We start from the raw sequence: 26140 nt of genomic DNA, 5'->3' as shown, positions 1-26140 counted from the left end.
GATGAGCGACACGAAACGGGCCATCAAATTCTTCTACCTGTACCTCAAGAAGTACAAGCCGCAGTTCCTGCTGATTGCGGTGCTCATCATCACCGCCACCTACCTGCAGGTCAAGGCGCCGGTGGTGATGGGCGATGCGATCACCGACCTGTCGACCTACGTCGGCGACTTCTTCACCCACCAGCACGCCCCGGAGGCCAAAAAGGCGCTCAAGCAGATGGCAGACGGCGGCATCAAGGCCCAAGACGCCCTGGAAGGCATCGCAGGCAAGCTCGGCCAGGCCAGCGGCGAGACCGTCGACTGGCGCGACCTGACCGACGCCAGCGTGCCAAGCCAGGTCACGGCCAGCCTGCCTGAGGGCACCACCATCAAGGGGCTGCAGGCGCTGGCCGCGATGCCGGACGCCTGGCAGCGGCTGACCGACGCCAACGTCCCGGCCAGCCTGCAAAAACACCTGCCCAAGGGCACGACGGTGGCCACTCTGCACAAGGTTGCGGTTTCCGGTGCCGCCAGCAAGGCCGATTTTCTCGGCACGATGTGGAAGCTGTTGGCCTTTTACGTCATGACCGGCGTGGCGCAGCTGCTGTACACGCTGCTGTTCACCCGGATTGTCGCGCACGCGACCAACCGCATGCGCAAGGGCCTGTTCGGCAAGCTTGAACGCATGACCATCGCGTACTTCGACCGCCACGAGGACGGCGACATCCTGGCGCGCTTCACCTCGGACCTGGACAACATCCAAAACACGCTGAACCAGGCCGCCGTGAACGTCACCACCAACGTCGCGCTGTTCGTCGGGATCGTGATCATGATCTTCCGCCAAAACGTCAGCCTAGCGTGGGTGACCGTGTCCACGACCCCGGTCGCCGTGCTGTGCGCAATCGTGATCGTCGCGCAGGCCAAGCGCTACACCGACCGCCAGCAAAAGGAGGTCGGGGACCTCAACGCCTACATGGACGAGAAGATCTCGGGCCAAAAGGCGATCATCGTGCAGGGCCAGCAGCAGCAGGCAATCGCCGGCTTCGTCGGCCGCAACGCGGCGGTCCAGCGTTCGACCTTCGCCGCGCAGGCCTGGTCCGGGATGATTTTCCCCCTGATGAACGGCTTCTCCTTGGTCACCACGGCGCTTGTGATCTTCCTGGGCACGCGCATCGCGCTCAACGACGCCAGCCTGAGCACCGCCGCGGCGCTCGGCCTGGTGGTGACCTTCATCCAGTACGCCCAGCAGTACTACAATCCGATCATGCAGATCTCAAGCTCCTTTGGGCAGCTGCAGCTGGCGGTGACCGGCGCGACGCGGCTTAACGTGATGTTCGACGAGCCCGAGGAGGTGCGTCCGGTCAACGGCAAGCACTTCGACCGCATCGGCGATGGCATCCATATCGACCACGTCGACTTCGGCTACCTGCCGGGAAAGCCGATTCTCAAGGACGTCAGCATTGCGGTCGCCCCGGGCGAGATGGTCGCCTTGGTCGGCCCGACCGGCTCTGGCAAAACCACGGTGATGAACCTGATGAACCGCTTCTACGACGTCGACGCCGGCGCGATCCGCTACGATGGCACCGACATCCGCGAGTTCGACCTGGACTCGCTGCGCTCTCGGGTCGGCATCGTCCTGCAGGAGTCCGTGCTGTTCTCCGGCACCATCGCCGACAACATCCGCTTCGGCAAGCCAGCGGCGACGATGGCCGAGGTGATCACCGCGGCCAAGACCACGCACATTCACGACTTCATCATGAGCCTGCCCGAGCAGTACGAGACCCACGTGGACGAGAGCAACGCCGTGTTCTCCGTCGGCCAAAAGCAGCAGATCTCAATCGCCCGCACAATTCTGACGGACCCGGCGATCCTGATTCTCGACGAGGCGACCAGCAACGTCGACACCGTGACCGAACAGCAGATCCAGTGGGCGATGGAGGCCGCGATTGCGGGGCGCACCAGCTTCGTCATCGCGCACCGCCTCAAGACCATCCTGAACGCGGACAAGATCATCGTGCTCAAGGACGGCCAGGTGATCGAAAGCGGCACCCACGAGTCGCTGGTCGCCGCCAAGGGCTTTTACGCCGAGCTCTACCACAACCAGTTCGTCTTCGAGTAATCCTTTACAGCCGGCGGGCGCTATGTTAAACTACTTACTTGTGATAACTCACAACAGCAACGATGTTCCGCTGGTCGGGATGATTATGAATGTCGGAAATAAGGAGAACTAGCTATGAACCCATTGATTCAAGAAATCACGAAGTCTCAGCTCCGTGACGATATCCCAGACTTCCGCCCTGGTGACACCGTCCGCGTCCACGCCAAGATCGTCGAAGGCGAACGCGAACGTATCCAGATCTTCGAAGGCGTCGTAATCAAGCGTCGCGGCTCCGGGATCTCCGCCACCTACACGGTCCGCAAGATTTCCAGCGGCGTCGGCGTTGAACGTACCTTCCCTCTGAACACCCCGCGTGTTGAGAAGATCGAAGTCGTTCGTCACGGCCAAGTTCGGCGTGCGAAGCTCTACTACCTGCGTGCACTGCGCGGGAAGGCTGCTCGTATCAAAGAGAAGCGTCGTTAATCAAAGGGGCCGCATCCGCGGCCTTTTTTGTTGCAAGAGCGAAGACCCGCGGGCGAAGACGCCGGCTTGGACGACGCCGCGGCCTTTTGCTTGGAATCGCAGTCGGCAAGCGGGTAGGCCGGCGGGCTGGCACAATTAGCACCACCGCGCGCTGCGCGGCGACACAGAAGTGGAGGGGTGCGCATGGATTCGATTATCTACATTGTTTACTACGATCAGCCAGGCGAGCCCACGAAGCTGATCAAGGGCTTTCACGCCGAGCGTCGCGCCCAGGAGTACCGACAGATGCTGGCGGCGGCCCCGTTTCCCGGCCAGGCGCCGGAGGGTTACCGGGTCGGGACGCTGCACCTGAATTAAGACTTGATTGAGATTGCGCGGCTAGGGCCGCGCGGGGAGGTGGCAGAGATGGCACAACAACCACAGGAGCGGCTGGATCGGATCAACGAGCTGGCCCGCAAGGATAAGGAATTCGGCCTGACGGAGGCGGAGGTCGCGGAGCGCAAGGCGCTGCGTGAGGCCTTCCTCAAGGATTTTCGCGCCGGGTTCCGCGAACAGCTGGAGACCACGGCCTTTTACACCAAGGCGGGCAAGGAAGTCACGCCGGAGAAGGTGCGCGAGATTCAGCGCAAACGCGGTCTCCGCGAAGATTAGGCTTTCAAAGCGTCGCGAGCTTTTGTACAATAGTTAATGTTGAGAAAATCACAGAGGGGAGGATTGACAATGCCATTCGTGTTAGGACTGATTCTCGGGCTGCTGGTCGGCGCCGTTGCCGGCTTTTTCGGTGCCCGAGCTTATATGAAGAAGTATTTCCGCGATAACCCCCCAGTTAACGAGGACATGATGCGCAGTATGATGTTATCAATGGGTCAAAAGCCTTCCGAAAAGAAGCTGAACCAGATGATGCAGCAGATGAAGCAGGCGCAGAAGCGTTCGAAGTAGAACTGTCTGGGAAGCGGTTCGGCCCCGTTGTGGGTCGGGCCGTTTTGTTTTGCGCTTGCACCGGCCGCTCTCAGCAGCCTGTTTGCAATTGTTCACCGAATTATTCTATAATTTTCAAACAATCTCATTTATTGGAGGCATCTCTTGGGTATTTTCAAAAAATTGGGCTGGTACTTCGCGCAGGAGCGCAAGCGTTACGGGCTTGGCATTCTGTTCCTCGCGCTGGTGGCCCTGGTGAATCTGATCCCGCCGAAAGTGATTGGCACGCTGGTTGACGCCATGGACGCCAGCAGCCTGACCACTGACCGGCTGCTGTTGTGGCTCGCGCTGCTCCTGGCGGCCGGGGTCGGCCAGTACCTGTTTCGCTTCGGGTGGCGCAACGCCATCTGGGGTGGGGCGGCGAAGCTTGAAAAAACGCTGCGCACGCGCCTGTTTTGGCACTTCATGAAGATGGACGCGACGTTCTACCAGCGCCACCGTACCGGGGATCTGATGGCCCACGCGACCAACGACCTCAACGCGATTCAAAACGTGGCCGGCGCCGGCATCCTCACGCTGTTCGACTCCATCATCACCGGCGGCACGACGATCCTTGCGATGATCTTCTTTGTTGACTGGCGCCTGACCATCCTCGCGATTTTGCCGATGCCGCTTCTGGCGGTGATGGCGCGCAAGCTCGGCATGCGGCTGCACGCGGCGTTCGCGCGCTCGCAGGCGGCCTTCTCGCGCCTGAACGACAAGACGCAGGAGTCCGTCTCCGGCATCAAGGTGATCAAGACCTTTGGCCAGGAGGCGGAGGACACCGCCGACTTCAACAAGATCGTCGACAAGACCATCCTGATCAACAAGAAGGTCAACTTCTTGGACGCCCTGTTCGACCCGACCACCAGCATCATTATGGGCATCACCTACGTCATCACCATCGTCTACGGCGGCCACCTGGTGCTGACCAGCCAGATCACCATCGGACAGCTGGTCTCCTTCGTCTCCTACGTTGCCTCGCTGGTTTGGCCGATGTTTGCCATCGGCCGGCTGTTCAACATCTTGGAGCGCGGGAACGCGTCGTATGACCGCGTCAACAGCCTGCTGCAGGAGAAAAGCGCGATCATCGAGGCTCCGGACGCCATCGCGGCCCCGGCGCACGGCGACATCCGCTTCAAGGTCAACAAGTTCAGCTACCCGGGGGATGACCACGCGACCCTGGTCAACGTGCACTTCACGCTGCGCGAGGGGCAGACGCTTGGCATCGTCGGGCGCGTCGGCGCGGGCAAGAGCACCATTTTCAAGCTGCTGTTGCGCGAGTTCGACGACTACTCTGGGGTGATCGAGTTCGGCGGCCACGACATCCGGCGTTACACGCTGGACGCGCTGCTGGATTCCATCGGCTACGTGCCGCAGGATAACTTCCTGTTCTCGACCACCGTGGCGGACAACATCCGCTTCTCAAGCTTCGACAAGGCCCAGGGCCAGGTCGAGGAGGCGGCGCGCGAAAGCGCCGTCCACGACGACATCCTGGACTTCGCCGAGGGTTACGGGACGCTGGTCGGCGAGCGCGGGGTCTCTCTGTCCGGGGGCCAAAAGCAGCGCCTGTCCATCGCCCGTGCCGTGATCACGACCCCTGAGCTGTTGATCCTCGACGATTCGCTGTCCGCGGTTGACGCGAAGACGGAAAACGAGATCCTGGGTAACCTCAAGGATGTGCGGGCCAACAAGACCACGATCATCGCGGCCCAGCGCCTGTCATCCGTGATGCATGCCAACGAGATCATCGTGCTCGAGGACGGTCACGTGATCGAGCGCGGCACCCACGACGAGCTGTTGGCCAATCACGGCTGGTACGCCGAGATGTGGGCGAAGCAGGAACTCGAACAAAAGATTGAAGGTGAACGACTTGGCTAAATACGAAAGCGCCTGGGCGAGAAGCATTCCGTTCAAGGAGCAGGTGCACATCATGAAGCGGCTTTTGGGCTACACCAGGCCGTACAAGAAGCAGTTCCTCGGCGCGCTTTTGGCCGCCGCGCTTTTGGCCGGCGCCAACGTGGTGCTGCCGCAGATTCTGCAGTACTACATGGACCACTTCCTGAGCAAAATGAGCGCGACCACCGCCATCATTTTTGCCTTCGGGGGGCTGTATGCGCTGGGCACGGTGATCAAGGCCGTGTTCCAGTTCTTCCAGACTTTCCTGTTCTCGATGGGCGCCGAGCGCGGGCTTGAGGACGTGCGCCGCCAGCTGTTCAAGAAGCTGCATTCGCTTGGAATGCGCTACTTCGACCAGACACCGGCCGGCTCGATCGTCAGCCGCGTGACCAACGACACCATGACCATGACCGACTTTTGGAACGTGATCCTGAGCGTCATCGTCGGGCTGTTCTCGATTGTCTCAAGCTTCATGATGATGTATGCGCTCAACGCCAAGGTGTCGCTTCTGGTGCTGGCGTTCCTGCCGGTGCTGATTTTGGCCATCTGGTACTACAGCCACTACTCCAGCAAGGTTTACCGCCACATGCGTGAGAAGCTTTCGGAGCTGAACACCAAGCTCAACGAGTCGATTGAAGGCATCGGCATCATCCAGCAGTTCCGCCAGGAGAAGCGCATCGCAAGCGAGTTCGAGGCCACCAACAACGAGTACCTGGACACGCGCAACGCGATGATCCGCACCAACTCGCTTCTGCTGTCGCCGATCATCAACCTGCTGTACAGTCTGGCCTTGGTCGCCGTGCTCGGGGCGTTCGGTGTGATGTCGATGGACAACTTCGTGCAGGCCGGTGTGATCTACGCCTTCACCACCTACGTGTCCAACTTCTTCAACCCGATGACCAACATGATGGATTCGCTGTCGAGCTTCCAGGACGGCGTGGTTGCGGGCAGCCGCATTTTCCGCATCATGGACAACACCGAGTATGCCCCGAGCCAAAACCCGGGTGCCAGCGCGACCATTGCGGTGGGTAAAATCGAGTTCCGTCACGTCAGCTTCGCCTACGACGGCGTCCACGAGATTCTGCACGACATCAGCTTCGTCGCCAATCCCGGCGAAACCGTCGCGTTGGTCGGGCACACCGGCTCGGGCAAGTCGTCGATCATCAACGTGATGATGCGCTTTTACGAGTTCGGCACCGGCGAGATCCTGATCGACGACGTGGACATCCGCGACTACCCGATGACGGAGCTGCGCCGCAAGCTCGGCTTGGTGCTGCAGGACTCCTTCATGTTCTACGGCGACGTGTCGTCCAACATCCGCCTGTTCAATGAGGACATCACCGATGATCAGGTCGTCGCCGCTGCGAAGTTCGTGCAGGCCGACCGCTTCATCGATAAGCTGCCCAACACCTACCACGCGCGGGTGATCGAGGGCGGCAGCCAGTTTTCAAGCGGCGAGCGCCAGCTGTTGAGCTTCGCCCGTACCGTCGTCACCGATCCCAAGATTCTGGTGCTCGACGAGGCAACGGCCAACATCGACACGGAAACCGAGTCGGTGATCCAGGAAGGCCTGCGCCGCATCCGGCAGGGCCGCACGACGATTGCCATTGCGCACCGCCTGTCGACCATCAAGGACGCCAACCTGATCCTGGTGCTCGACGCCGGCCGCATCATCGAGTCGGGCACGCACGACCAACTGCTGGCCAAGCAAGGCCGCTACTACGACATGTACCGGCTCCAAAACGGCGACGTGGACTAAGCAAGCCGACACATCGGCACATCAAAACAACTCGGCGACTTTGCGTGGCAAAGTCGCCGAGTTGTTTTTGGGTGGGTGAGATGGGGTGTAACCGGGCAACACGCAGACCCGGCGCGGGGCCTGTGCGGCGCTTCAGTCTTGGACCTTGCCCTGGTGCCGGAAGCCATAGGCAAAGTAGACGACAAGGCCGAGGCCGAACCAGACCAAGCTCATCAGCCAGGTCTCGCGGCTCAGCTGGCTCATCAAAAGCAGGCAGAACAGGAAGGAGATCACCGGCACGACCGGGTAGCCCGGCACCTGAAAGCCGTGGTTTTCGATGCGCTCGTGGCGGCGCAGTGGGATGATGCCCAGCGACACGAACGCAAAGGCGATCAGGGTGCCGATGTTGACCAGGTTGACCAGTTGCGTCAGTGGCACCAGCCCGCCCATCACGGCGATGACCAGGGTGACGGTCCACAGCGCGTTGAGCGGCAGCTTGCGCGAGACGTGGCCGAACCACTGCGGCAAGAGGCCGTCGCGGCCGATGGCGTACACCAGCCGGCTGGAGGAGTAGATCATGGTGACCATCATCGTGAACATCCCGGCCAGGGCGCCGAGCGCGATGATGCCGCCCAGCTGCGGCTGGTGGATCAGGGCCAGCGCGTAGGACACCGGATCGGCGACGTCGAGCCGGGTGTAGGACACGATGCCGGTCAGCACCACGGCGACGGCGACGTACAGCAGCGTCGCGATGATCAGCGTGCCGATGATGCCGCGCGGCAGCGTTTTTTGCGGGTCACGCACCTCGGGCGCCGAGGCGGACACCGCGTCGAAGCCGAGGTAGGCGAAGAAGACCAAGGACGCGCCGGCGAGCACGCCCTTGAAGCCGAAGGGCAGGTAGGGCTGCCAGTGCACCGGGCGGATGTAAAACGCGCCGACCACCACGAACAGGGCGATGATTGCAAGCTTGACGACCACCATCGCGCGGTTGACCTTCATCGATGTCGACATCCCGCGCGACAGTAGGAAGCCGATGATCAGGACCACCACCACGGCAATCAGGTTGACGTAGGTGCCGTGGGCCGGGTCGAAGGCGCCGGCCAGGTCCTTGGGAATGGTGAGGCCAAAGCCGCTCAGCAGGCTTTGGAAGTAGGCGGCGAAGCTGGTGGACACCGCCGCGACCGCCAGCATGTACTCGAGAATCAGCGCCCAGCCGATGATCCAGCCGAAAATCTGGCCGAACACGATGTTGCCGTACGCATAGGCAGATCCCGCCACCGGCAGCGCCGAGGCGAACTCGGCGTAGCACATGGCGGCGAGGCTGCACACCACCGCGGCCAAAACAAAGGCCAGCGTGATGGCTGGCCCACTGGTGGTGGCGGCGACGGTGCCCGGCAGGATGAAGATGCCCGTGCCGATCACGGCGCCGATGCCCAGCACGATCAGGTCGCGGGTGGTCAGCGTGCGTGCCAGCTGGTGGTCGGCCGCCAGGGTCTTATCCAGATCGGGCTTGGCGGTCAGTCGTTGCCATAACGTCATGAGATTGTCCTTCCTGCGGCTACTTGAGCTTGCCGGCCTGTTTTTCCTGCTCGTACTTCTTTTGGTCCGGAACATAGGTGAAGTTCGGGTCGATGTCGTGGTCCAGGGCATCGAACGCGGCCTGCATCTGATCGCCCAGCGCCTTGGTCTGGTCCTCGGTCAGCCGACCGCCGGGCACGGCGATCGGGTCGCCGAAGCGCACGGTGACGCGCTTGCGCAAAAACAGCTGCGAGAACTTCACCGGCCCCTGGTAGACGGCCGGCACCAGCGGCACGCGGGCCAGCTTGGCGATCAGAATCGCGCCGCCTTTGAGCTGGTTGGAGTAGCGGGTGCCAGAGGGGAACACGATGATCGACAGGTCCTGGTTCTTGATCATCTTGACCGGGGTCTTGATCACGCTCGGGCCCGGGTTGGCGCGGTTGACCCCGAAGGCATTGGCGTGCACCAGGATCCACCGCAGAATCGGGTTGTGGAACAGCTCCTCCTTGGCCATGAAGCCGTAGCGCCTTGGGCTGCCGGCCACGGCGAAGAAGATCGGGTCCCACCAGGTGCGGTGCGGTCCGACCAGCACGTAGGGGCCGTCGGGCAGCGCCGCCTTGTTCTCGTAGTGCGTGTTGCCGTTGATGATCAAGATCAGGAACTTGGCAACGGCGCGAATGAATCGGTAAAACATCTGGCCACTTCCTTTGGGTAAATTGCTTGCATCATTATACCACACGGCCGTGCGCCGACCAGCGCGAGATGGTATCATTGAAGGCAACGATTAGGGGGATGACGATGACATTACAAGATGACGAGCGCATCGACCGGCTGCAGGGCGCCGGCGTGCAGATCATTCAATCCAAAACGGTGTTCGCCTTTTCGCTGGACGCCGTGCTTCTGGCGGACTTTGCGGAGGTCAAGCCGACCTCGCGCGTGGTGGATCTGGCGGCCGGCAACGGCGCCGTCGGCCTGTTCGTGGCGCAGCGGACGCGCCGGCAGGTGACCTTGATTGAGCTGCAGCCGCGCCTGGCCGACATGGCCCAGCGCTCCGTTGCGCTCAACGGCTTCACCAACGTCGACGTGCACCAGCTGGACCTCAAGGACACACCGCTTGTGGTGGCCAACGACTCGGTTGACGTGGTGACCTGCAACCCACCGTACTTCAAGGTGCAGCCGGGCAGCGTGCAAAACCCCAATGAACACCTTGCGCTGGCGCGCCACGAGCTGACCACCGACTTCGCGACGGTCTGCCGGGTGACGGCCGGGCTGTTGCGCTACCAGGGCAAGGCCTTCTTCGTCCACCGGCCGGACCGGCTGGCCGAGCTGCTGGAGACCATGCGCGCGGCGCACCTGGCCCCCAAGCGGCTGCGCTTCGTCCACCCGCGGGCCGACCGCGAGGCCAATATGGTGCTGATCGAGGGCATCAAGGCCGGCAAGCCCGACGGCATTCGCATTCTGCCGCCGGTCACGGTGTACGGCACGGATGGCCAGTACACAACGGAGGTCTCACGACTGCTGTATGGCTAAACCCTACTACTTCTATGTCCTGCTCTGCGCGGACGGAACCTTTTACGGCGGCTTCACCGATGACGTCGGCCAGCGCGTGGCGACGCACAACGCCGGGCGCGGCGCCAAGTACACCAAGGCGCGCCGGCCGGTGCGGCTTTTGTATGCCGAGGCCTTTGAAGACAAGCACGACGCGCTGTCGGCCGAGTGGCACTTCAAGCACCAGGCACGTGCGGCCAAGGAGGCGTTTTTGACCGCCCACGGCATTTCTTGGTGATGTCAAGCGATAATGCTTGTCAAAGCCGGCCGCGTTCTGTATACTATACCAAGTGTGAAAACACAACTCACATTCCAGCGTGATCGCAGGCGCGGTGCTGCTCAGCAGTTCGCCGGCGAGGTGAGCGCTGGAAGAGGACAAAACCATATTGGAGGACTACACATGTCTGTATTAAGCATGAAGCAACTGCTTGAAGCCGGTGTCCACTTCGGTCACCAGACCCGTCGCTGGAACCCGAAGATGAAGCCATTCATCTTCACGGAACGCAACGGCATCTACATCATCGATCTGCAAAAGACCGTTAAGATGGTGGACGACGCCTACAACTTCGTCAAGGACGAAGCCCAAGACGGCGGCGTGTTCCTGTTCGTCGGCACCAAGAAGCAGGCCCAAGACGCCATCGCTGAAGAAGCGACCCGCGCCGGCCAGTTCTACGTCAACCACCGTTGGCTCGGCGGCACGCTGACCAACTGGAACACCATCCAGACCCGCATCAAGCGCCTCAAGGACATCAAGAAGATGGCCGAAGATGGCACCTTCGACAAGCTGCCGAAGAAGGAAGTTTCCCTGCTCAAGAAGCAGCAGGAGAAGCTGACCAAGTTCCTCGGCGGGATCGAAGACATGCCTCGCATCCCGGACGTGCTGTTCATCGTTGATCCGCGCAAGGAAAAGATCGCCGTTCAGGAAGCACAAAAGCTGAACATCCCGATCGTTGCGATGGTCGACACGAACACCGACCCAGACGACATCGACGTAATCATCCCGTCTAACGATGACGCGATTCGCGCCGTTCGCCTGATCACGGCCAAGATGGCCGACGCGATCGTTGAAGGCAACCAGGGTGAAGACCAGGAAGACGCACCGGTTGAACAGACCGCAGGCGACGCCAAGGTCGACTCCATTGAAGACATCGTTGAAGCCGTTGAAGGCGACAACCAGGATGCCGAATAATACGCTATAACAAGGCCGCCGATCGTTTCGCATATCTTTTGCAAGACTGTCGGCGGCTTTTTATGAAAACCAGCCCACACTAGGAGGAACTACTAACATGGCAATTACTGCTGCACAAGTGAAGGAATTACGCGATCGCACCCAGGTCGGCATGATGGACGCGAAGAAGGCCCTGGTTGCCGCCGACGGTGACATGGACAAGGCCATCGACGTCCTGCGCGAAAAGGGTCTGGCCAAGGCCGCCAAGAAGGCCGGCAACGTTGCCGCCGAAGGGCTTGCCGCCATCGCCGTTGCCGGCAACACCGCCGCGGTGATCGAAGTCAACTCCGAAACCGACTATGTTGCGGCCAACGACAAGTTCAAGGACTTCGTCAAGCAGATCGGTGACGCCGTGGTCGCCAACAAGCCGGCCGACCTTGAAGCAGCGCTTGCCCTCGACATCGACGGCCAGACCGTTGAGGCCGCGGCCAAGGCGCTGACCGCCGTTATCGGCGAGAAGATCAGCTTCCGTCGCTTCCAGCTGGTTGAAAAGACCGACAGCGAGAACTTCGGCGCGTACCTGCACAACGGCGGCCAGATCGCCGCTTTGGTCACCGTTGAAGGCGCCGACGAGGAAACCGCGCGCGACATCGCGATGCACGTCGCCGCTATCCACCCGAAGTACCTCGACCGCACTGAGGTTCCGGCCGCAGAGCTCGCGCACGAAACCGCCGTCTTCACCGAGGAGACCAAGGCAGAAGGCAAGCCGGAGAAGATCGTGCCGCGCATCGTCGAGGGCCGCGTGAACAAGTGGCTGTCCGAGATCTCCTTGGTTGACCAGGAATTCGTCAAGGACTCTGACAAGACCGTTGCCGAGTACGCCAAGAGCAAGAACGGCTCCGTAAAGGGCTTCGTTCGCTTCGAAGTCGGCGAAGGCATCGAGAAGAAGGCCGATAACTTCGTTGATGAAGTGATGGGTCAGATCAAGTAACACCACACTAAAGCGTGCTCGCGGGCACGCTTTTTTGTTGCCCAGGGCGAAGAACTGCTCCCGCGTTGCGGTTCGTAGCCCGACGCAGCCCGACGCTACCCGTGGTGCATTCGGCGGCTGCCCGAGCGTTTTGGCGCGCACTCATAAACGGACTAATTCCGACATTTTTGCCGCTCGGCGGGCCGGACGGCATAACGGGCCACTCGCCGCGCGGCCGATTCGCAAAGACATTGCGCCTCGTGCCGGCGCCCGGTTTGTGATAAACTATTATCAGCAACTAACGGAAGGAAACGTGAACATGGTGAAATACAAGCGAATCGTACTGAAGGTGAGCGGCGAGGCCCTGGCCGGCAAGGACGGCTTTGGCATCAAGCCGCCGGTGATCCGAAAGATTGCCGAGCAGATCAAGACCGTCCACGATCTTGGCGTTCAGATTGCCGTCGTCTGCGGCGGTGGCAACATCTGGCGCGGGGAAACCGGCGCGGAGATGGGCATGGAGCGCGCACAGGCCGACTACATGGGGATGCTGGCGACGGTCATGAACGGCCTGGCGCTTCAGGATAACTTGGAGAGCCTCGGCGTGCCGACGCGCGTTCAGACCTCAATCGAGATGCGCCAGATTGCCGAGCCGTACATTCGGCGCAAGGCGGTGCGCCACCTCGAGAAGGGCCGCGTCGTGATTTTTGCCGGCGGTACCGGGAACCCATACTTCAGCACCGACACGACCAGCGCCCTGCGCGCGGCCGAAATCGGCGCCGATGTGATCCTGATGGCCAAAAATGGGGTGGACGGCGTCTACTCCGCCGACCCGAACAAGGACAGCTCGGCCGTCAAGTTCGAGGAGCTCAGTCACTTGGACATCATTAACAAGAACCTGCACGTGATGGATTCCACCGCCAGCACCCTGTCCATGGACAACGATATTCCGTTAGTCGTGTTCAACTTGAACGAACCAGACAACATCAAGCGGGTCGTCGAAGGCGAAAACATCGGGACGACCATCAAAGGGAGAGAATAAGATGGCCAATGAACTTATTGATAACGCAAAGGCGCAGATGGCAAAGACGGAGGCTGCTTTTTCACGCCAGCTCGGGAACATCCGGGCCGGCCGGGCGAATGCCAGCCTGCTGAACCGCATCGAAGTCGAGTACTACGGCGTGATGACGCCGCTGAACCAGGTGGCCGCCATCACGATTCCGGAGGCGCGGGTGCTGATGGTGAGCCCGTACGACAAGTCGGCGCTCAAGGCGATCGACTCGGCACTGAACGCGTCCGACCTGGGCATCAACCCGGCCAACGACGGCACCGCGATTCGCCTGGTGATTCCGCAGCTCACTGGTGAGCGCCGCATCGAGATCGCCAAGGAGGTCGGCAAGTACGCCGAAGAGGCCAAGGTGGCGATCCGTAACATTCGCCGCGACGCCCTGGACAAGGCTAAGAAGCTGGAGAAGGCGTCCGAGCTGTCCGAAGACGACCTGCACCGCGCCGAAAAGGACGTGCAGAAGGTGACGGACGAGGCGACCAAGCGCATCGACGCGCTGGCCGCGGAGAAGGAACAGGAGATTAAGGAGGGCTAGGCCCACCGCAATCACAAGGGCCGGCGCTTGGCGCCGGCCCTTTCGTCGTGTCCCCGGCCACAGAGGGGCACGTTTTAGGAAAACTTAGGCGCCTGCAGGCCGCAAAGTCGCCCTGCGACGCGCCGCTGCAGTTGTTGCCCGGGGTGTGGTCTGATACAATTGTCCAGAATGACTGCGCACCGTGTGTGCGAAGAGGAGGCATCTTTTGTTCGCGGATAAATCAACTCCCGCGCTGGACCCGGCGCGGATCCCGGCCCACGTGGCCATCATCATGGATGGTAACGGGCGCTGGGCCAAGAAGCGCTTCCTGCCGCGCATCGCCGGGCACAAGGCGGGCATGGAGAATGTCAAGGTGATCACCAAGGCGGCCAGCCGCATGGGCATCAAGGTGCTGACGCTGTACGCCTTTTCCACGGAGAACTGGAAGCGCCCGGACGCCGAGGTCAACTACCTGATGAGCCTGCCGGTCGACTTCTTCAACGTGTTCATGCCCGAGCTGATCGCGGAGAACGTGCGCGTCCAGGTGATGGGCGAGCTCGCTGCGCTACCGGCCAAAACCCGGCAGGCGGCGGCTGCCGCCGAGGCGGACACCGCCCAGAACACGGGCATGATTCTGAACTTTGCGCTCAACTACGGCGGGCGCGACGAGCTGATCGAGGCGACGCGGGCGATTGCCACCGAGGCGGCGGCGGGCACGTTGGACCCGACTGCCATCGACGGTGACACGGTGGCCGCGCACCTGATGACCAACCGGCTCGGGGCGCTTGCGGATCCGGACCTGTTGATTCGCACCAGCGGCGAGGAGCGGCTGTCCAACTTCCTGTTGTGGCAGATGGCCTACAGCGAGCTGGTTTTTGCGCCCGAGTACTGGCCGGACTTCACGCCTTCGGTTTTGACCCGTGCGGTCGCCGATTACCAGGCCCGCGACCGGCGCTTCGGCGGCATCGACGCGAACAGTTAGGAGGCAATTGATATGAAACAACGCATCATCACAGCGGTGGTGGCCCTGGCCATCTTCATTCCGATTCTGTACTGGGGTGGCTGGTCGCTGGAGCTTGCCGCCGCGGTGCTCGCCGTGATTGGCATGTCCGAGATCTTCATCATGAGAAAACGCATCATCATGTCGCTCGACTTCCTGCTGGCGAGCATCGGGGTGCTGCTGGTGACGCTTCCGGACCACATGTTCGCGTGGCTGCCGCAGTTCATCACGCGGCTTGATCTGATCTACGTGATCGTCGTGCTGCTGCTTTTGCACACGGTTGCCAGCAAGAACAAGACCACCTACGACGACGCGGGCATCGCAACCCTGTCGCTGTTTTACATCGGCACCGGCTTCCACAACCTGGTGGCGGTGCGCAACGACGCGGGGCTGGACACGCTGCTGTTCGCGATGATCATCGTCTGGTTGACCGACTCCGGCGCCTACTTCGTCGGGCGGGCGTTCGGCAAGCACAAGCTGTGGCCAGCCATCAGCCCGAACAAGACCTGGGAGGGCTCCGTCGGCGGGAACGTCGTCGCACTGATTTTTGCGGCGATCTACCTGCAGTTTTTCCCGCAGGTCTACGCGTTTTGGCCGATGATGGGCATCGCGCTGTTCCTCAGCGTGATCGGCAGCCTCGGTGACCTGATCGAATCGGCGCTCAAGCGCTACTACGGCGTGAAGGACTCGGGCAAAATCCTGCCGGGCCACGGCGGGATTCTGGATCGCTTCGACAGCCTGCTGATCGTGCTGCCGATGCTGCACCTGTTCGGCATTGTCTAGGAGGTGACTGAATGACCACGATCATTGCCTTTCTCATTGTCTTCGTCATCCTCGTGCTGGTGCACGAATTCGGCCACTTCATTTTCGCCAAGTGGGCCGGCATCCTGGTGCGCGAGTTCTCAATCGGCATGGGGCCCAAGCTGGTCGCGTGGCACAAGAACCACACCACCTACACGCTGCGCCTGCTGCCCTTGGGCGGCTACGTGCGCATGGCGGGCTGGCAGGACGAGGACGACGCCATCAAGCCGGGCACGATGCTTGCCATCGAGACCAACGGCGACAACGTGGTGACGCGCCTGAACCTGTCGAGCAAAACGACGCTGCAGGGCGGCATTCCCGTGCAGGTCGCCAAGGTTGACCTGGTGCACGACCTGATCGTCCAGGGCTACGCCAACGGTGACGAGTCGCAGCTTTTGACCTGGCACGTCGACCACGACGCGACCATCATCGAGGAGGACGACACCGAGGTCGTCATCGCGCCGGACGACGTGCAGTTCCAAAACGCGCCGGTGTGGAAGCGGCTTTTGGTCAACTTCGCCGGCCCGATGAACAACTTCATCCTCGCCATCCTCGTGTTCATCGGCTTTGCGATGGCCAGCGGCGTGGCGAACCTGAACACCAACCAGATCGGTGGCGTTCAGGCCGGATCGCCCGCGGCCAAGGCGGGACTTGCCGCCGACGCCAAGATTCAGTCGGTGGCGGGGCAGGCGATTCACAAGTTCACGGACCTCAGCCCGATTGTCGCCAAGCACAAGGGCGAGCCGATGACTGTGAAGGTGACGCAAAACGGCGGCCCAAAGACGCTGACCATTACCCCGACCAAGAAGGGCCTGATCGGTGTGACGCCGGCGGTCGACCGCAGCGTCGGCACGGCCGTTAAGTACGGCTTCACCCAGTCCTGGTACATCGCGACCTCGATCGCCCATGTGCTCAAGCAGCTGGTCACCGGCCAGTTCTCTTTGAACAAGCTCGCCGGGCCGGTTGGCATCTACACGATGACCAGCCAGGCCGCGGCCGGCGGGTTCAGCACCCTGGTCCTGTTCCTGGGCATGCTGAGCATCAACCTGGGCATCATGAACCTGATCCCGATTCCCGTCCTGGACGGCGGCAAGATCCTGCTGAATCTGATCGAAATGATTCGGCGCAAGCCGCTGTCGCAGGAGCGCGAGGGGCTGGTCACGATGATCGGCGCGGGGCTGATGCTCGCGCTGCTGGTCGCCGTCACCATCAACGATATCCTGCGGGCGTTCTGACGGCGTGCTGTCAGTGCACGCGCACAAACGAGTTCCCCGAGGCAACTCCGGGACGTCCAGCTAGACCCGCCACTTGAAGCCAAGTGCGCTTCAAGCACCAGGTCTACGCTAGCCGCCCGGCTAAGCCCGCCTCGGGTCACTCTCTCAAACGAGTTCCAAAGCGCAACGCCGGATGCCCAGCTAGGCCCGGGACTTGAAGCCAAGTGCGCTTCAAGTTCCGGCCGTACGCTGGCGACTCGGCTAAGCCCGCGCTTTTGCACTCTCTCAAACGAGTTCCCCGAGGCAACGCCGGGACGTCTTGCTAGACCCGCCACTTGAAGCCAAGTGCGCTTCAAGCGCCAGGTCTACGCTAGCCGCCCGGCTAAGCCCGCCTCGGGTCACTCTCTCATACTTTGGAGGCCATGTTTTGAAGCAATCTCGATTATTCATTCCTACCGTTAAAGAAGTGCCTAGCTCCGCCGAGGCCAAGTCGCACCAGATGATGTTGCGCTCCGGCTTCATTCGCCAGGTGTCGGCCGGCGTTTACGCCTACCTGCCGCTGGCCTATCGCGTGCTCACTAATATCGAGGCAATCATCGACGACGAGATGACCAAGATCGACGCGGTGAAGATGCAGATGCCGGCAATCCTGCCGGCCGAGCTTTGGCAGCAGTCCGGGCGCTACGAGACGTACGGCCCGAATCTGTTCAAGTTCAAGGACCGCCACGCGCGCGACTTCATCCTGGGGCCGACGCACGAGGAGACCTTCACCGACCTGGTCAAAAACCAGCTGAACTCCTACAAGAAGATGCCGCTGGTGCTCTACCAGATCCAGACCAAGTTCCGCGACGAGGATCGCCCGCGCTACGGGCTGCTTCGCGGCCGCGAGTTCATCATGCTCGACGACTACTCCTTCACGGCCAACGAGGAGGACCTGGACGTCATCTACAAGCAGATGGAAAAGGCCTACACCAACATTTTCAACCGGCTTGGCCTGAAGTTCCGCGCCATCATCGGCGACGGCGGCGCGATGGGCGGCAAGGACTCCAAGGAGTTCTCCGCAATCGCGCCGATCGGTGAGGACACCATCGTCTACTCCGACACCTCCGACTACGCGGCCAACCTCGAGATGGCCAAGAGCCTGACGCGCCCGACGCGCAGCCACGAGGAGGCCAAGGCCCTCGAAACGGTCGACACCGGCGACGCCAAGAGCATCGAGGAAGTCGCGGCGAAGCTTGAGGTGCCGGCCAGCCAGATCATCAAGGCGGTGCTGTTCATCGCCGATGAAAAGCCGGTGCTGGTGCTGGTTCGCGGCGACTACGAGGTCAACGACGTCAAGCTCAAGAATCTGCTGGGCGCCGACTTCCTCGACCTGGCAACGCCGGAGCAGGTGCTCGCCGTGATGCACACCGAGATCGGCAACATCGGCCCGGTTAACGCGCCGGAGGATGTCCGCATCATCGCCGACGACAGCCTGAACGGGCTGGTAAACCTGGTGGCCGGCGCCAACGCGGCCGGCAAGCACTACCTGAACGTCAACCTGGACCGCGACTTCACACCGGAGCAGTTCGCCGACGTGCGCTTCGTCACGGAAGGCGAGCTGTCCCCGGACGGCGAAGGGGTGCTGAAGTTCACCCGCGGCATCGAAATCGGGCACATTTTCAAGCTCGGCACGCGCTACACCGAGACCATGGGGGCCACGTTCCTGGACGAGAACGGCCGCGCCAAGCCGATCATCATGGGCTCCTACGGCATCGGCGTCTCCCGCCTGCTGTCGGCGATCGCCGAGCAGACGCTTGACGACTCCGGCCTGGTCTGGCCGAAGTCGATCGCGCCGTTCGACATCCACGTGGTGCCGGTCAACCTGAAAAAGGCGGACCAACAGGCGCTGACGGCCAGCATCGAGGCAGACCTCGAGCAGGCCGGCTACAGCGTGCTGGTCGACGACCGCAACGAGCGCCCGGGCGTCAAGTTCGCGGACGCGGACCTGATCGGTATTCCGGTGCGCGTGACGGTTGGCAAGAAGGCCGAGGACGGCATCGTCGAGCTCAAGCTGCGCAAGTCGGGCGAGACGCTCGAGGTCAAGGCCACCGAGCTGACCAATTCCCTGAAGATTCTGCTGGATCAGCTGGACTGATTTTCGGCCTGAAACACGAGCCATCAGTGGCCGCCGCGCCTTCCCGCATGGGAAAGCGCGGCGGCCGTTTTGGTGCAGGCGGTGGGAACCGGAGTTCGGGAACGGGGGTTGCCACTGCTTCTGGGCTGGGTTACGATTGGGTGATGACGCAGGGCAAGCGGCCCTGCGGAGACGAAAAGGAGTGGGCACAGTTGGCCTTATCGAAACAAGAAATGTTCGGCAAGCTGCTCAAGCAGATCAAGCTGCCGGAGGACATCGCAAACTACCCGGGATTTGCCGCAGCCTGGGTCGACGGCGTGGTGGTCCACGAGAAATCCAGGCGCTACGCCTTCACCCTGGGCTTCAACGAGATTTTGCCCTTTGCGGTTTTCTCCCAGCTTGAGGCGCACCTGACCGCGGCGTTCAAGTCGATTGCCGAAACTGAGCTCAAGGTGGTGGTGGCGGCACCCGAGCTGAGCCAAGACCTGATTGCGGCGTACTGGCCCTTCGTGATCGCGCATGCCGGCATCACCTCGAGCATCGTCAGCGAGCAGTGCGCCAAACAGACCCCGGAGCTCAAAGACGGCCGGGTGACGGTGACGGCGGAGAACGAACCGGTGCAGCAGATGATGATCGAGCAGGGGCTGGGCAAGCTCGAGGAGACCTACCGCGACCTCGGCTTCGGCGGCCTGCGCCTGACCGCGGTGGTTGACTCGGCGCAGACCGAGGTGAAGCTTGCGGCCTTCCAGGCCCAAAAGGCGGAGGAGGCCGCGGCGCTGGCCAAGCGCGCGGCCGCCGTGGTGCAGGCGCGCGAGCAGGCGGCGCCGGAATCGGCCGACGGTCCGGTCCAGCTGGGCCGGGGCCTGCGCCCGTCCGACGAGCCGCAGCAGATGGTCACCATCACCCAGGAGGAGCGCAGCGTCCTGATCGAGGGCTACGTGTTCGACGTCGAGGTGCGCCAGCTGCGCTCCAAGCGGTCGCTTCTGATGCTCAAGGTCACCGACTACACGTCGAGCTTCCTGGTCAAAAAGTTCAGCAACGGCGCCGAGGACGAGGCCGTTTTTGCTCGCATCAAGGAGGGCATGTGGCTGCGTATCCGCGGCAACGTGCAGGAGGATTCCTACTCGCGCGAGCTGACCGTCAACGCCCAAGACATCCAGGAGGTGCACAAAGACGCGCCCAAGGACACGGCGGAAGGCGAGAAGCGCGTGGAGCTGCACCTGCACACCAACATGAGCCAGATGGACGGCATGACGCCGATCAGCGCCTATGTCGCCCGCGCTAAGTCGTGGGGCCACACCGCCATCGCGGTCACCGACCACGCCGGGCTGCAGGCCTACCCGGAGGCCCACAGCGCCGCGGCCAAGGCCGGGCTGAAGATGATCTACGGCGTCGAGGTCAACTTGGTCGACGACGGCACGCCGGTGGCCTATCAGGCGGACGCACCGCGCGACCTGGCCTCTGAAACCTACGTGGTGTTCGACATCGAAACCACCGGGCTGTCCGCCGTGTACGACAAGATCATCGAGCTGGCCGCCGTGAAGATGCAGGACGGCAAGGTGATCGACGAATTCGAGCAGATGATTGACCCGGGCTTCGCACTGTCGGAGACCACGATCAACCTGACCAACATCACCGACGACATGGTGCGCGGCTCCAAGACCGAGGAGCAGGTGTTGCACCTGTTCCGCGACTTCTGCGAGGGCGCCATCATGTGCGGGCACAACGTGACGTTCGACGTCGGCTTTTTGAACGCCGGCTACCAGCGCCTGAACGAGGATCAGATCCAAAACCCCGTGATCGACACGCTGGAGCTGTCGCGCATGCTCCACCCGGAGCGCAAGAACCACAAGCTCGACACGCTGACCAAGGCCTACAAGATCTCCCTTGAGCACCACCACCGCGCCAACGCCGACGCTGAGGCGACCGGCTACCTGATGTACGCGCTGGAAAAGGAGGCGGCCACCAAGTACGGCATGACCATGTTGAACCAGCTCAACGACCGGGTCGGGGAGGGCGACGCTTGGCAGCAGAGCCGCCCGAGCCACGCCGTGATCCTGGCCAAGACCCAGGCCGGGCTGAAGAACCTGTTCAAGCTGGTGTCGATGAGTAACGTCGAGACTTACTACCGCATGCCGCGGGTGCCGCGCAGTCGGCTGCAGAAGCTGCGTGAGGGCCTGGTCGTCGGCTCCGCCTGTTCAAGCGGCGACGTCTTCACCGCGATGATGCAAAAGGGCTACGCCGAGGCGCTGGCCCGGGCGCGCTTTTACGATTACCTGGAAGTGCAGCCGCCGGCCAACTACCTGCCGCTGCGCGAGGCCGAGCTGATTCAGGGGGAGACCCACCTGCGCGACATCCTCAAGAAGATCATTCAGATTGGAGACGAGCTGAACCTGCCGGTGGTGGCCACCGGCGACGCGCATTACCTGGACCCGACCGACGCGATCTACCGCAAGATCCTGATCCACAGCCAGGGCGGGGCCAACCCGCTGAACCGCCACAGCCTGCCCGACGTCCACTTCCGCTCCACCCAGGAGATGCTCGACGCCTTTTCCTGGCTGGGCCCGGACGTCGCACACCGCATCGTGGTCGACAACACCCACGTGGTGGCCGACTGGATCGACGGCGACATCACGCCGGTCAAGGACAAGCTGTACACGCCGGAGATCCCCGGCGTTGAGGAGAACCTGACCAACGACGTGATGCGCACCGCGCACCGCCTGTACGGGGACCCGCTGCCGGAGATCGTGCAAAAGCGCCTGGACAAGGAGATGAAAAGCATCATCGGCAACGGCTTCTCGGTGATCTACAACATCGCCCAGCAGCTGGTGCTCAAGTCCAACAAGGACGGCTACCTGGTCGGCTCCCGTGGGTCGGTCGGCTCAAGCCTCGCCGCCACGATGTCCGGCATCACCGAGATCAACCCGCTGCCGCCGCACTACCGCTGCCCGAAGTGCTGCCACTGCGAGTTCTTCACCAAGGGGGAGTACGGCTCCGGCTTCGACCTGCCGGACAAGGACTGCCCGGACTGCGGCACCGAGATGGTCAAGGACGGCCAGGACATTCCGTTCGAAACGTTCCTGGGTTTCCACGGCGACAAGGTTCCCGATATCGATCTGAACTTCTCCGGTGACTACCAGCCGGTGGCGCACAACTACATCAAGGTGCTGTTCGGCGCCGACCACGCCTTTCGCGCCGGGACCATCGGCACGGTGGCGGACAAAACGGCGTACGGCTACGTCAAGGCTTACGAGCGCGACACCGGGCAGATGCTGCGCGGCGCCGAGATCGACCGTCTGGCCAAGGGCGCAACCGGGGTCAAGCGCACGACCGGGCAGCACCCGGCGGGCATCCTGATCGTGCCGGCGGACAAGGACATCTACGACTTCTCGCCGATCCAGTACCCGGCCGACGACCAGAATGCGGCGTGGATGACCACCCACTTCGATTTTCACTCCATCCACGACAACATCCTGAAGATGGATGTGCTGGGGCACGATGACCCGACGATGATCCGCATGCTGCAGGATCTGTCGGGCATCGACCCAAAGTCAATTCCGATGGACGACCCCGGCGTGATGTCACTGTTTTCAAGCCCCGACATCCTCGGGGTCACCCCCGAGCAGATCAACTCCAAAACCGGGACGCTGGGCGTGCCGGAATTCGGGACCCGCTTCGTGCGGGGGATGCTCGAGGAGACGCACCCGGCCAAGTTCTCCGAGCTGCTTCAGATCTCCGGGCTGTCCCACGGCACCGACGTGTGGCTGGGGAACGCCGAGGAGCTGATTCAGCAGGGCGTGGTCACCATCAAGGAAGTGATTGGCTGCCGTGACAACATCATGATGGACCTGATCCACTGGGGCATGGACGAGTCCATGGCTTTCAACATCATGGAGCACGTCAGAAAGGGCCGGGGGATCCCGGACGACTGGCAGCAGGCCATGCGCGACAACGAGAACGTGCCGGACTGGTACATCGACTCGTGCCTGAAGATCAAGTACATGTTCCCGAAGGCCCACGCCGCGGCGTACGACCTGATGGGCCTGCGCATCGCGTGGTTCAAGGTCTACCTGCCGCTGGTGTACTACGCCGCGTACTTCTCGGTGCGCGCCGAGGACTTCGACCTCGCCGCGATGAGCCACGGCAAGGACGCGGTCAAGGCGGCGATGAAGGCGATCACCGACCTTGGCAACGACGCCTCGGCCAAGGAGAAGAGTCTCCTGACGATCCTCGAGATCGCCAACGAGTGCCTCGAGCGCGGGTTCCACATCAAGATGGTCGACATCGAGCACTCCGACGCGCACGACTTCACGATTGTGGACGACCACACGCTGCTCGCGCCGTTCCGCGCGGTGCCGGGGCTGGGCGATAACGTCGCCAAGCAGATCATCTCCGCCCGCGAGGAGAAGCAGTTCCTGTCCAAGGAGGACCTCGCCAACCGCGGCAAGGTCTCCAAGACCTTGATCGACTACATGACCGAGAACCACGTGCTCGACCAGATGCCGGACGAAAACCAGCTGTCCCTGTTCGACAGCCTGTTCTAGCCGCAACTGGCTACACCTGTCAGGGCGAATAACTTGACATTGCGCGTTGCAATTCGGTGCGGTCTGTGCTAAATTATTAGTAGTGAAATAAATCCTCGGAAGGGAGTGAGCAGAAATGCTCACTCTTTTTATTGGAGGTCCCGGGCAACCAGTTGGCCGGGTGAAAGGGGGAAAAAGCTTGAGCACGGTTGTTGAAACTGTCACTGCAATCGTTGATCCGATCCTTACGGCGCACCACTTTTCGCTCGCCGACCTTGAGTTCGTCAAGGAGGGCGGCAGCTGGTACCTGCGCGTGTACATCGACAAGCCGGGCGGCATCACGCTCAACGAGTGCGTCATGGTCTCCGAAGAGCTGTCCGAAAAGCTCGACCAGACGGAGCCCGACCCGATTCCGCAGGCCTACTTCCTGGAGGTCTCAAGTCCCGGCGCCGAGCGGCCGCTTAAGACCGAGGCGGACTACCAGGCCGCGGTGAACGACTACATCCACATCTCGCTGTTCGCCAAGCTGAACGGCAAGAAGGTGTTCGAGGGCACGCTGCTTGAGCTGACCGACACCGAGCTGACCCTTGAGCTCAAGGACAAGGCTCGCCGCTACCAGCAGACGTTCACGCGGGCCAACATCGCCAGCGCCCGCCTGGCCATCGAATTCTAGGAAATTGCGCGCACGCGCGGTAAAGGAAGGAACAACATGTCAAAGGAAATGATCGAAGCCCTCGATGCGCTCGAGCAGGAGAAGGGCGTCAAGAAAGAGGTTGTCATCGAGGCCCTTGAGGCGGCCCTGGTGTCGGCCTACAAGCGCAACTACAACCAGGCCCAAAACGTCGAGGTCAACTTTGACCCGAAGCTTGGCGACATCCACATCTACGCCGTCAAGGAGGTCACCGAGCAGGTCTTCGACTCACGCCTTGAGGTCAGCTTGAAGGACGCGCTTGAGATCAACCGCGCCTACGAGGTCGGCGACGAGATTCGCTTCGAGGTCACCCCGCGCGACTTCGGCCGCATCGCCGCGCAGACCGCCAAGCAGGTGATCATGCAGCGGGTTCGCGAAGCCGAGCGCAGCATCATCTTCGACGAGTACTCCCAGTACGAAAACGAGATCATGACCGGTCAGGTTGAGCGTCGCGACAACAAGTTCATCTACGTCAACCTCGGCAAGATTGAGGCGGTTCTCGGCAAGCAGGACCAGATGCCCAACGAGCACTACGAGGCCCACGACCGCATCAAGGTCTTCGTCTCCAAGGTCGAAAACACCAGCAAGGGCCCCCAGGTCTTCGTTTCCCGCACCAACCCCGGCCTGGTCAAGCGCCTGTTCGAGCAGGAAGTGCCCGAGATTTTCCAGGGCGTCGTTGAAATTGCCGGCATCGCCCGCGAGGCCGGCGATCGCACCAAGATTGCGGTGCGCTCGACCAACCCATCCGTCGATCCCGTCGGCACCACCGTCGGGCCGAAGGGCTCCCGCGTGCAGGCCGTGGTCAACGAGCTGTCCGGCGAGAACATGGACGTCGTGCAGTGGGAGGAAGACCCGGTCGATTACATCGCCAACGCCCTGAACCCCGCGCAGGTCATCGCCGTGCAGTTCAACGACTCCGACAACGACCGCTCCTGCACCGTGATTGTGCCCGACTACCAGCTGTCTTTGGCCATCGGCAAGAAGGGGCAAAACGCGCGCCTGGCCGCCAAGCTCACCGGCTACAAGATTGACATCAAGCCGGAATCCGAAGTCGAATTCGTCGACGACGAGGAGCTTGAGGAGGCCGACGAGGCCGTGGCAGAGCAGGCCGACCTGGCCGCAGCGACGGATTACGATGAGGCACCGGCCGACCAGGATCTGGATGCCGAAGCTCAGACCGACGCGACAGACACCGAGGGCCAAGCCGACGCGGCAGAGACGGCCGACGACACGGATGTCGCGGACGCCGAATAGGAGGTCACGATGAAGACTCGTAAGATCCCGCTGAGAAAGGACCTCCTTTCCGGCGAGATGTTTCCTAAGAAGTCCCTGGTTCGCATCGTGCGCAACGCAGACAACAGCGTGGCCATCGATCCGACCGGCAAGGCTCAGGGTCGCGGCGCTTACGTCGCCCTAGACCCGGACGCGGTGCTTGCCGCCAAGAAGAAGCAGGTGATCGACAAGGCCTTTGCGGTCAAGGTCGATCCCGCGTTTTACGACGAACTGTTCGCCTATGTGGATCACCAAAAGGCGCGCCGCGAGTTGTTCGGCGACACCAAATGATGCTGGAACAAGCCATGAACCTGCTGGGTCTGGCGCAACGGGCCAACCGGCTCGTGACCGGCGAAAGCTTCGTGCTGGGCGCCATCCGCGACCACAGCGCCAAGCTCGTCTTCGTCGCCCAAGATGCCAGCGCCAACACTCACAAGAAATTTACAGACAAAAGTAGCTTTTACAAGATTCCACTTGTTGACACGCTGACGACCAGCCAGCTGTCGCACGCGATCGGCGCTAAGCGGAGTCTGATCGCAGTCTGCGATGCCGGCTTTGCAACGAAGCTATTAAAGCTGCTCACCTAAA

General features: G+C 61.9%; 24 protein-coding genes. 22 read left to right on the top strand and 2 right to left on the bottom strand.

Annotated features, from left to right (window positions below):
- Position 1 precedes the first annotated feature (1 nt).
- The 7 genes from LE416_RS05600 to LE416_RS05570 all read left to right on the top strand — a co-directional run bounded on the left by LE416_RS05600 (position 2) and on the right by LE416_RS05570 (position 7175).
- Positions 2-2098, top strand: a complete 2097-nt coding sequence (locus LE416_RS05600) for an ABC transporter ATP-binding protein (protein ID WP_225047491.1) — start codon at positions 2-4, stop codon at positions 2096-2098.
- Positions 2099-2212: 114 nt separating this feature from the next.
- Positions 2213-2560, top strand: a complete 348-nt coding sequence (gene rplS / locus LE416_RS05595) for a 50S ribosomal protein L19 (protein WP_225047490.1) — start codon at positions 2213-2215, stop codon at positions 2558-2560.
- A 183-nt stretch (positions 2561-2743) separates the two neighbouring features.
- Positions 2744-2917 (top strand): hypothetical protein, encoded by a 174-nt coding sequence (locus tag LE416_RS05590; protein WP_225047489.1) that lies wholly within the window; start codon positions 2744-2746, stop codon positions 2915-2917.
- A gap of 48 nt (positions 2918-2965) precedes the next feature.
- Positions 2966-3211 carry a DUF896 domain-containing protein gene (locus tag LE416_RS05585; RefSeq protein WP_225047488.1) on the top strand — a complete coding sequence of 82 codons (246 nt, stop codon included), beginning with the start codon at positions 2966-2968 and terminating at the stop codon, positions 3209-3211.
- A 69-nt stretch (positions 3212-3280) separates the two neighbouring features.
- Entirely contained in the window at positions 3281-3499 is a 219-nt protein-coding gene (locus LE416_RS05580; protein WP_225047487.1) for a YneF family protein, read from the top strand.
- A gap of 144 nt (positions 3500-3643) precedes the next feature.
- A complete protein-coding gene (locus tag LE416_RS05575; RefSeq protein ID WP_225047486.1) occupies positions 3644-5398 on the top strand; it encodes an ABC transporter ATP-binding protein in 1755 nt (584 codons plus the stop codon).
- Between the two features lie 52 nt (positions 5399-5450).
- Positions 5451-7175, top strand: coding sequence for an ABC transporter ATP-binding protein (locus tag LE416_RS05570; RefSeq protein ID WP_225047841.1), 1725 nt, complete (start codon positions 5451-5453; stop codon positions 7173-7175).
- Positions 7176-7307: 132 nt separating this feature from the next.
- On the opposite strand, the gene LE416_RS05565 is transcribed toward LE416_RS05570, so the two are convergent.
- Positions 7308-8693 carry an APC family permease gene (locus tag LE416_RS05565; protein ID WP_225047485.1) on the bottom strand — a complete coding sequence of 462 codons (1386 nt, stop codon included), beginning with the start codon at positions 8691-8693 and terminating at the stop codon, positions 7308-7310.
- A 19-nt stretch (positions 8694-8712) separates the two neighbouring features.
- Positions 8713-9366, bottom strand: a complete 654-nt coding sequence (locus LE416_RS05560) for a lysophospholipid acyltransferase family protein (protein WP_225047484.1) — start codon at positions 9364-9366, stop codon at positions 8713-8715.
- Positions 9367-9470: 104 nt separating this feature from the next.
- Between LE416_RS05560 and LE416_RS05555 the strand changes: the two genes are divergently transcribed.
- From LE416_RS05555 to LE416_RS05485, 15 genes are all read left to right on the top strand, one after another.
- Complete coding sequence (locus tag LE416_RS05555; RefSeq protein WP_225047483.1) at positions 9471-10202, top strand: tRNA1(Val) (adenine(37)-N6)-methyltransferase; 732 nt, start codon at positions 9471-9473, stop codon at positions 10200-10202.
- Positions 10195-10458 (top strand): GIY-YIG nuclease family protein, encoded by a 264-nt coding sequence (locus LE416_RS05550; protein ID WP_225047482.1) that lies wholly within the window; start codon positions 10195-10197, stop codon positions 10456-10458. The genes LE416_RS05555 and LE416_RS05550 overlap by 8 nt, the downstream gene beginning before the upstream one ends.
- 162 nt (positions 10459-10620) lie before the next feature.
- Positions 10621-11409 carry a 30S ribosomal protein S2 gene (gene rpsB, locus LE416_RS05545; protein ID WP_225047481.1) on the top strand — a complete coding sequence of 263 codons (789 nt, stop codon included), beginning with the start codon at positions 10621-10623 and terminating at the stop codon, positions 11407-11409.
- A 97-nt stretch (positions 11410-11506) separates the two neighbouring features.
- Positions 11507-12379 carry a translation elongation factor Ts gene (gene tsf, locus LE416_RS05540; RefSeq protein ID WP_225047480.1) on the top strand — a complete coding sequence of 291 codons (873 nt, stop codon included), beginning with the start codon at positions 11507-11509 and terminating at the stop codon, positions 12377-12379.
- A 298-nt stretch (positions 12380-12677) separates the two neighbouring features.
- The gene (gene pyrH / locus LE416_RS05535; RefSeq protein WP_225047479.1) at positions 12678-13397 is read left to right on the top strand and encodes a UMP kinase; all 720 of its coding nucleotides are present in this window, start codon (positions 12678-12680) and stop codon (positions 13395-13397) included.
- 1 nt (position 13398) lies between these two features.
- Positions 13399-13956, top strand: coding sequence for a ribosome recycling factor (frr, locus tag LE416_RS05530; RefSeq protein ID WP_225047478.1), 558 nt, complete (start codon positions 13399-13401; stop codon positions 13954-13956).
- 205 nt (positions 13957-14161) lie between these two features.
- Positions 14162-14917, top strand: coding sequence for an isoprenyl transferase (locus LE416_RS05525; protein ID WP_225047477.1), 756 nt, complete (start codon positions 14162-14164; stop codon positions 14915-14917).
- A 12-nt stretch (positions 14918-14929) separates the two neighbouring features.
- Positions 14930-15718 (top strand): phosphatidate cytidylyltransferase, encoded by a 789-nt coding sequence (locus LE416_RS05520; protein ID WP_225047476.1) that lies wholly within the window; start codon positions 14930-14932, stop codon positions 15716-15718.
- Positions 15719-15729: 11 nt separating this feature from the next.
- Positions 15730-16971 (top strand): RIP metalloprotease RseP, encoded by a 1242-nt coding sequence (gene rseP, locus LE416_RS05515; protein WP_225047475.1) that lies wholly within the window; start codon positions 15730-15732, stop codon positions 16969-16971.
- A gap of 406 nt (positions 16972-17377) precedes the next feature.
- Complete coding sequence (locus tag LE416_RS05510; protein ID WP_225047474.1) at positions 17378-19087, top strand: proline--tRNA ligase; 1710 nt, start codon at positions 17378-17380, stop codon at positions 19085-19087.
- 191 nt (positions 19088-19278) lie between these two features.
- Positions 19279-23610 (top strand): PolC-type DNA polymerase III, encoded by a 4332-nt coding sequence (locus tag LE416_RS05505; RefSeq protein ID WP_225047473.1) that lies wholly within the window; start codon positions 19279-19281, stop codon positions 23608-23610.
- A gap of 178 nt (positions 23611-23788) precedes the next feature.
- Positions 23789-24262 carry a ribosome maturation factor RimP gene (gene rimP / locus LE416_RS05500; RefSeq protein WP_225047472.1) on the top strand — a complete coding sequence of 158 codons (474 nt, stop codon included), beginning with the start codon at positions 23789-23791 and terminating at the stop codon, positions 24260-24262.
- Between the two features lie 36 nt (positions 24263-24298).
- Positions 24299-25534, top strand: coding sequence for a transcription termination factor NusA (nusA, locus tag LE416_RS05495; RefSeq protein WP_225047471.1), 1236 nt, complete (start codon positions 24299-24301; stop codon positions 25532-25534).
- A 9-nt stretch (positions 25535-25543) separates the two neighbouring features.
- Entirely contained in the window at positions 25544-25843 is a 300-nt protein-coding gene (gene rnpM, locus LE416_RS05490; protein WP_225047470.1) for an RNase P modulator RnpM, read from the top strand.
- Complete coding sequence (locus tag LE416_RS05485) at positions 25840-26139, top strand: L7Ae/L30e/S12e/Gadd45 family ribosomal protein (RefSeq protein WP_225047469.1); 300 nt, start codon at positions 25840-25842, stop codon at positions 26137-26139. The genes rnpM and LE416_RS05485 overlap by 4 nt, the downstream gene beginning before the upstream one ends.
- The last annotated feature ends 1 nt before the right edge of the window (position 26140 follow it).

It is taken from the genome of Lacticaseibacillus kribbianus, assembly GCF_020180945.1.
Taxonomy (GTDB): Bacteria; Bacillota; Bacilli; order Lactobacillales; family Lactobacillaceae; genus Lacticaseibacillus; species Lacticaseibacillus kribbianus.
This window is presented reverse-complemented; position numbering and strand designations above follow the sequence as displayed.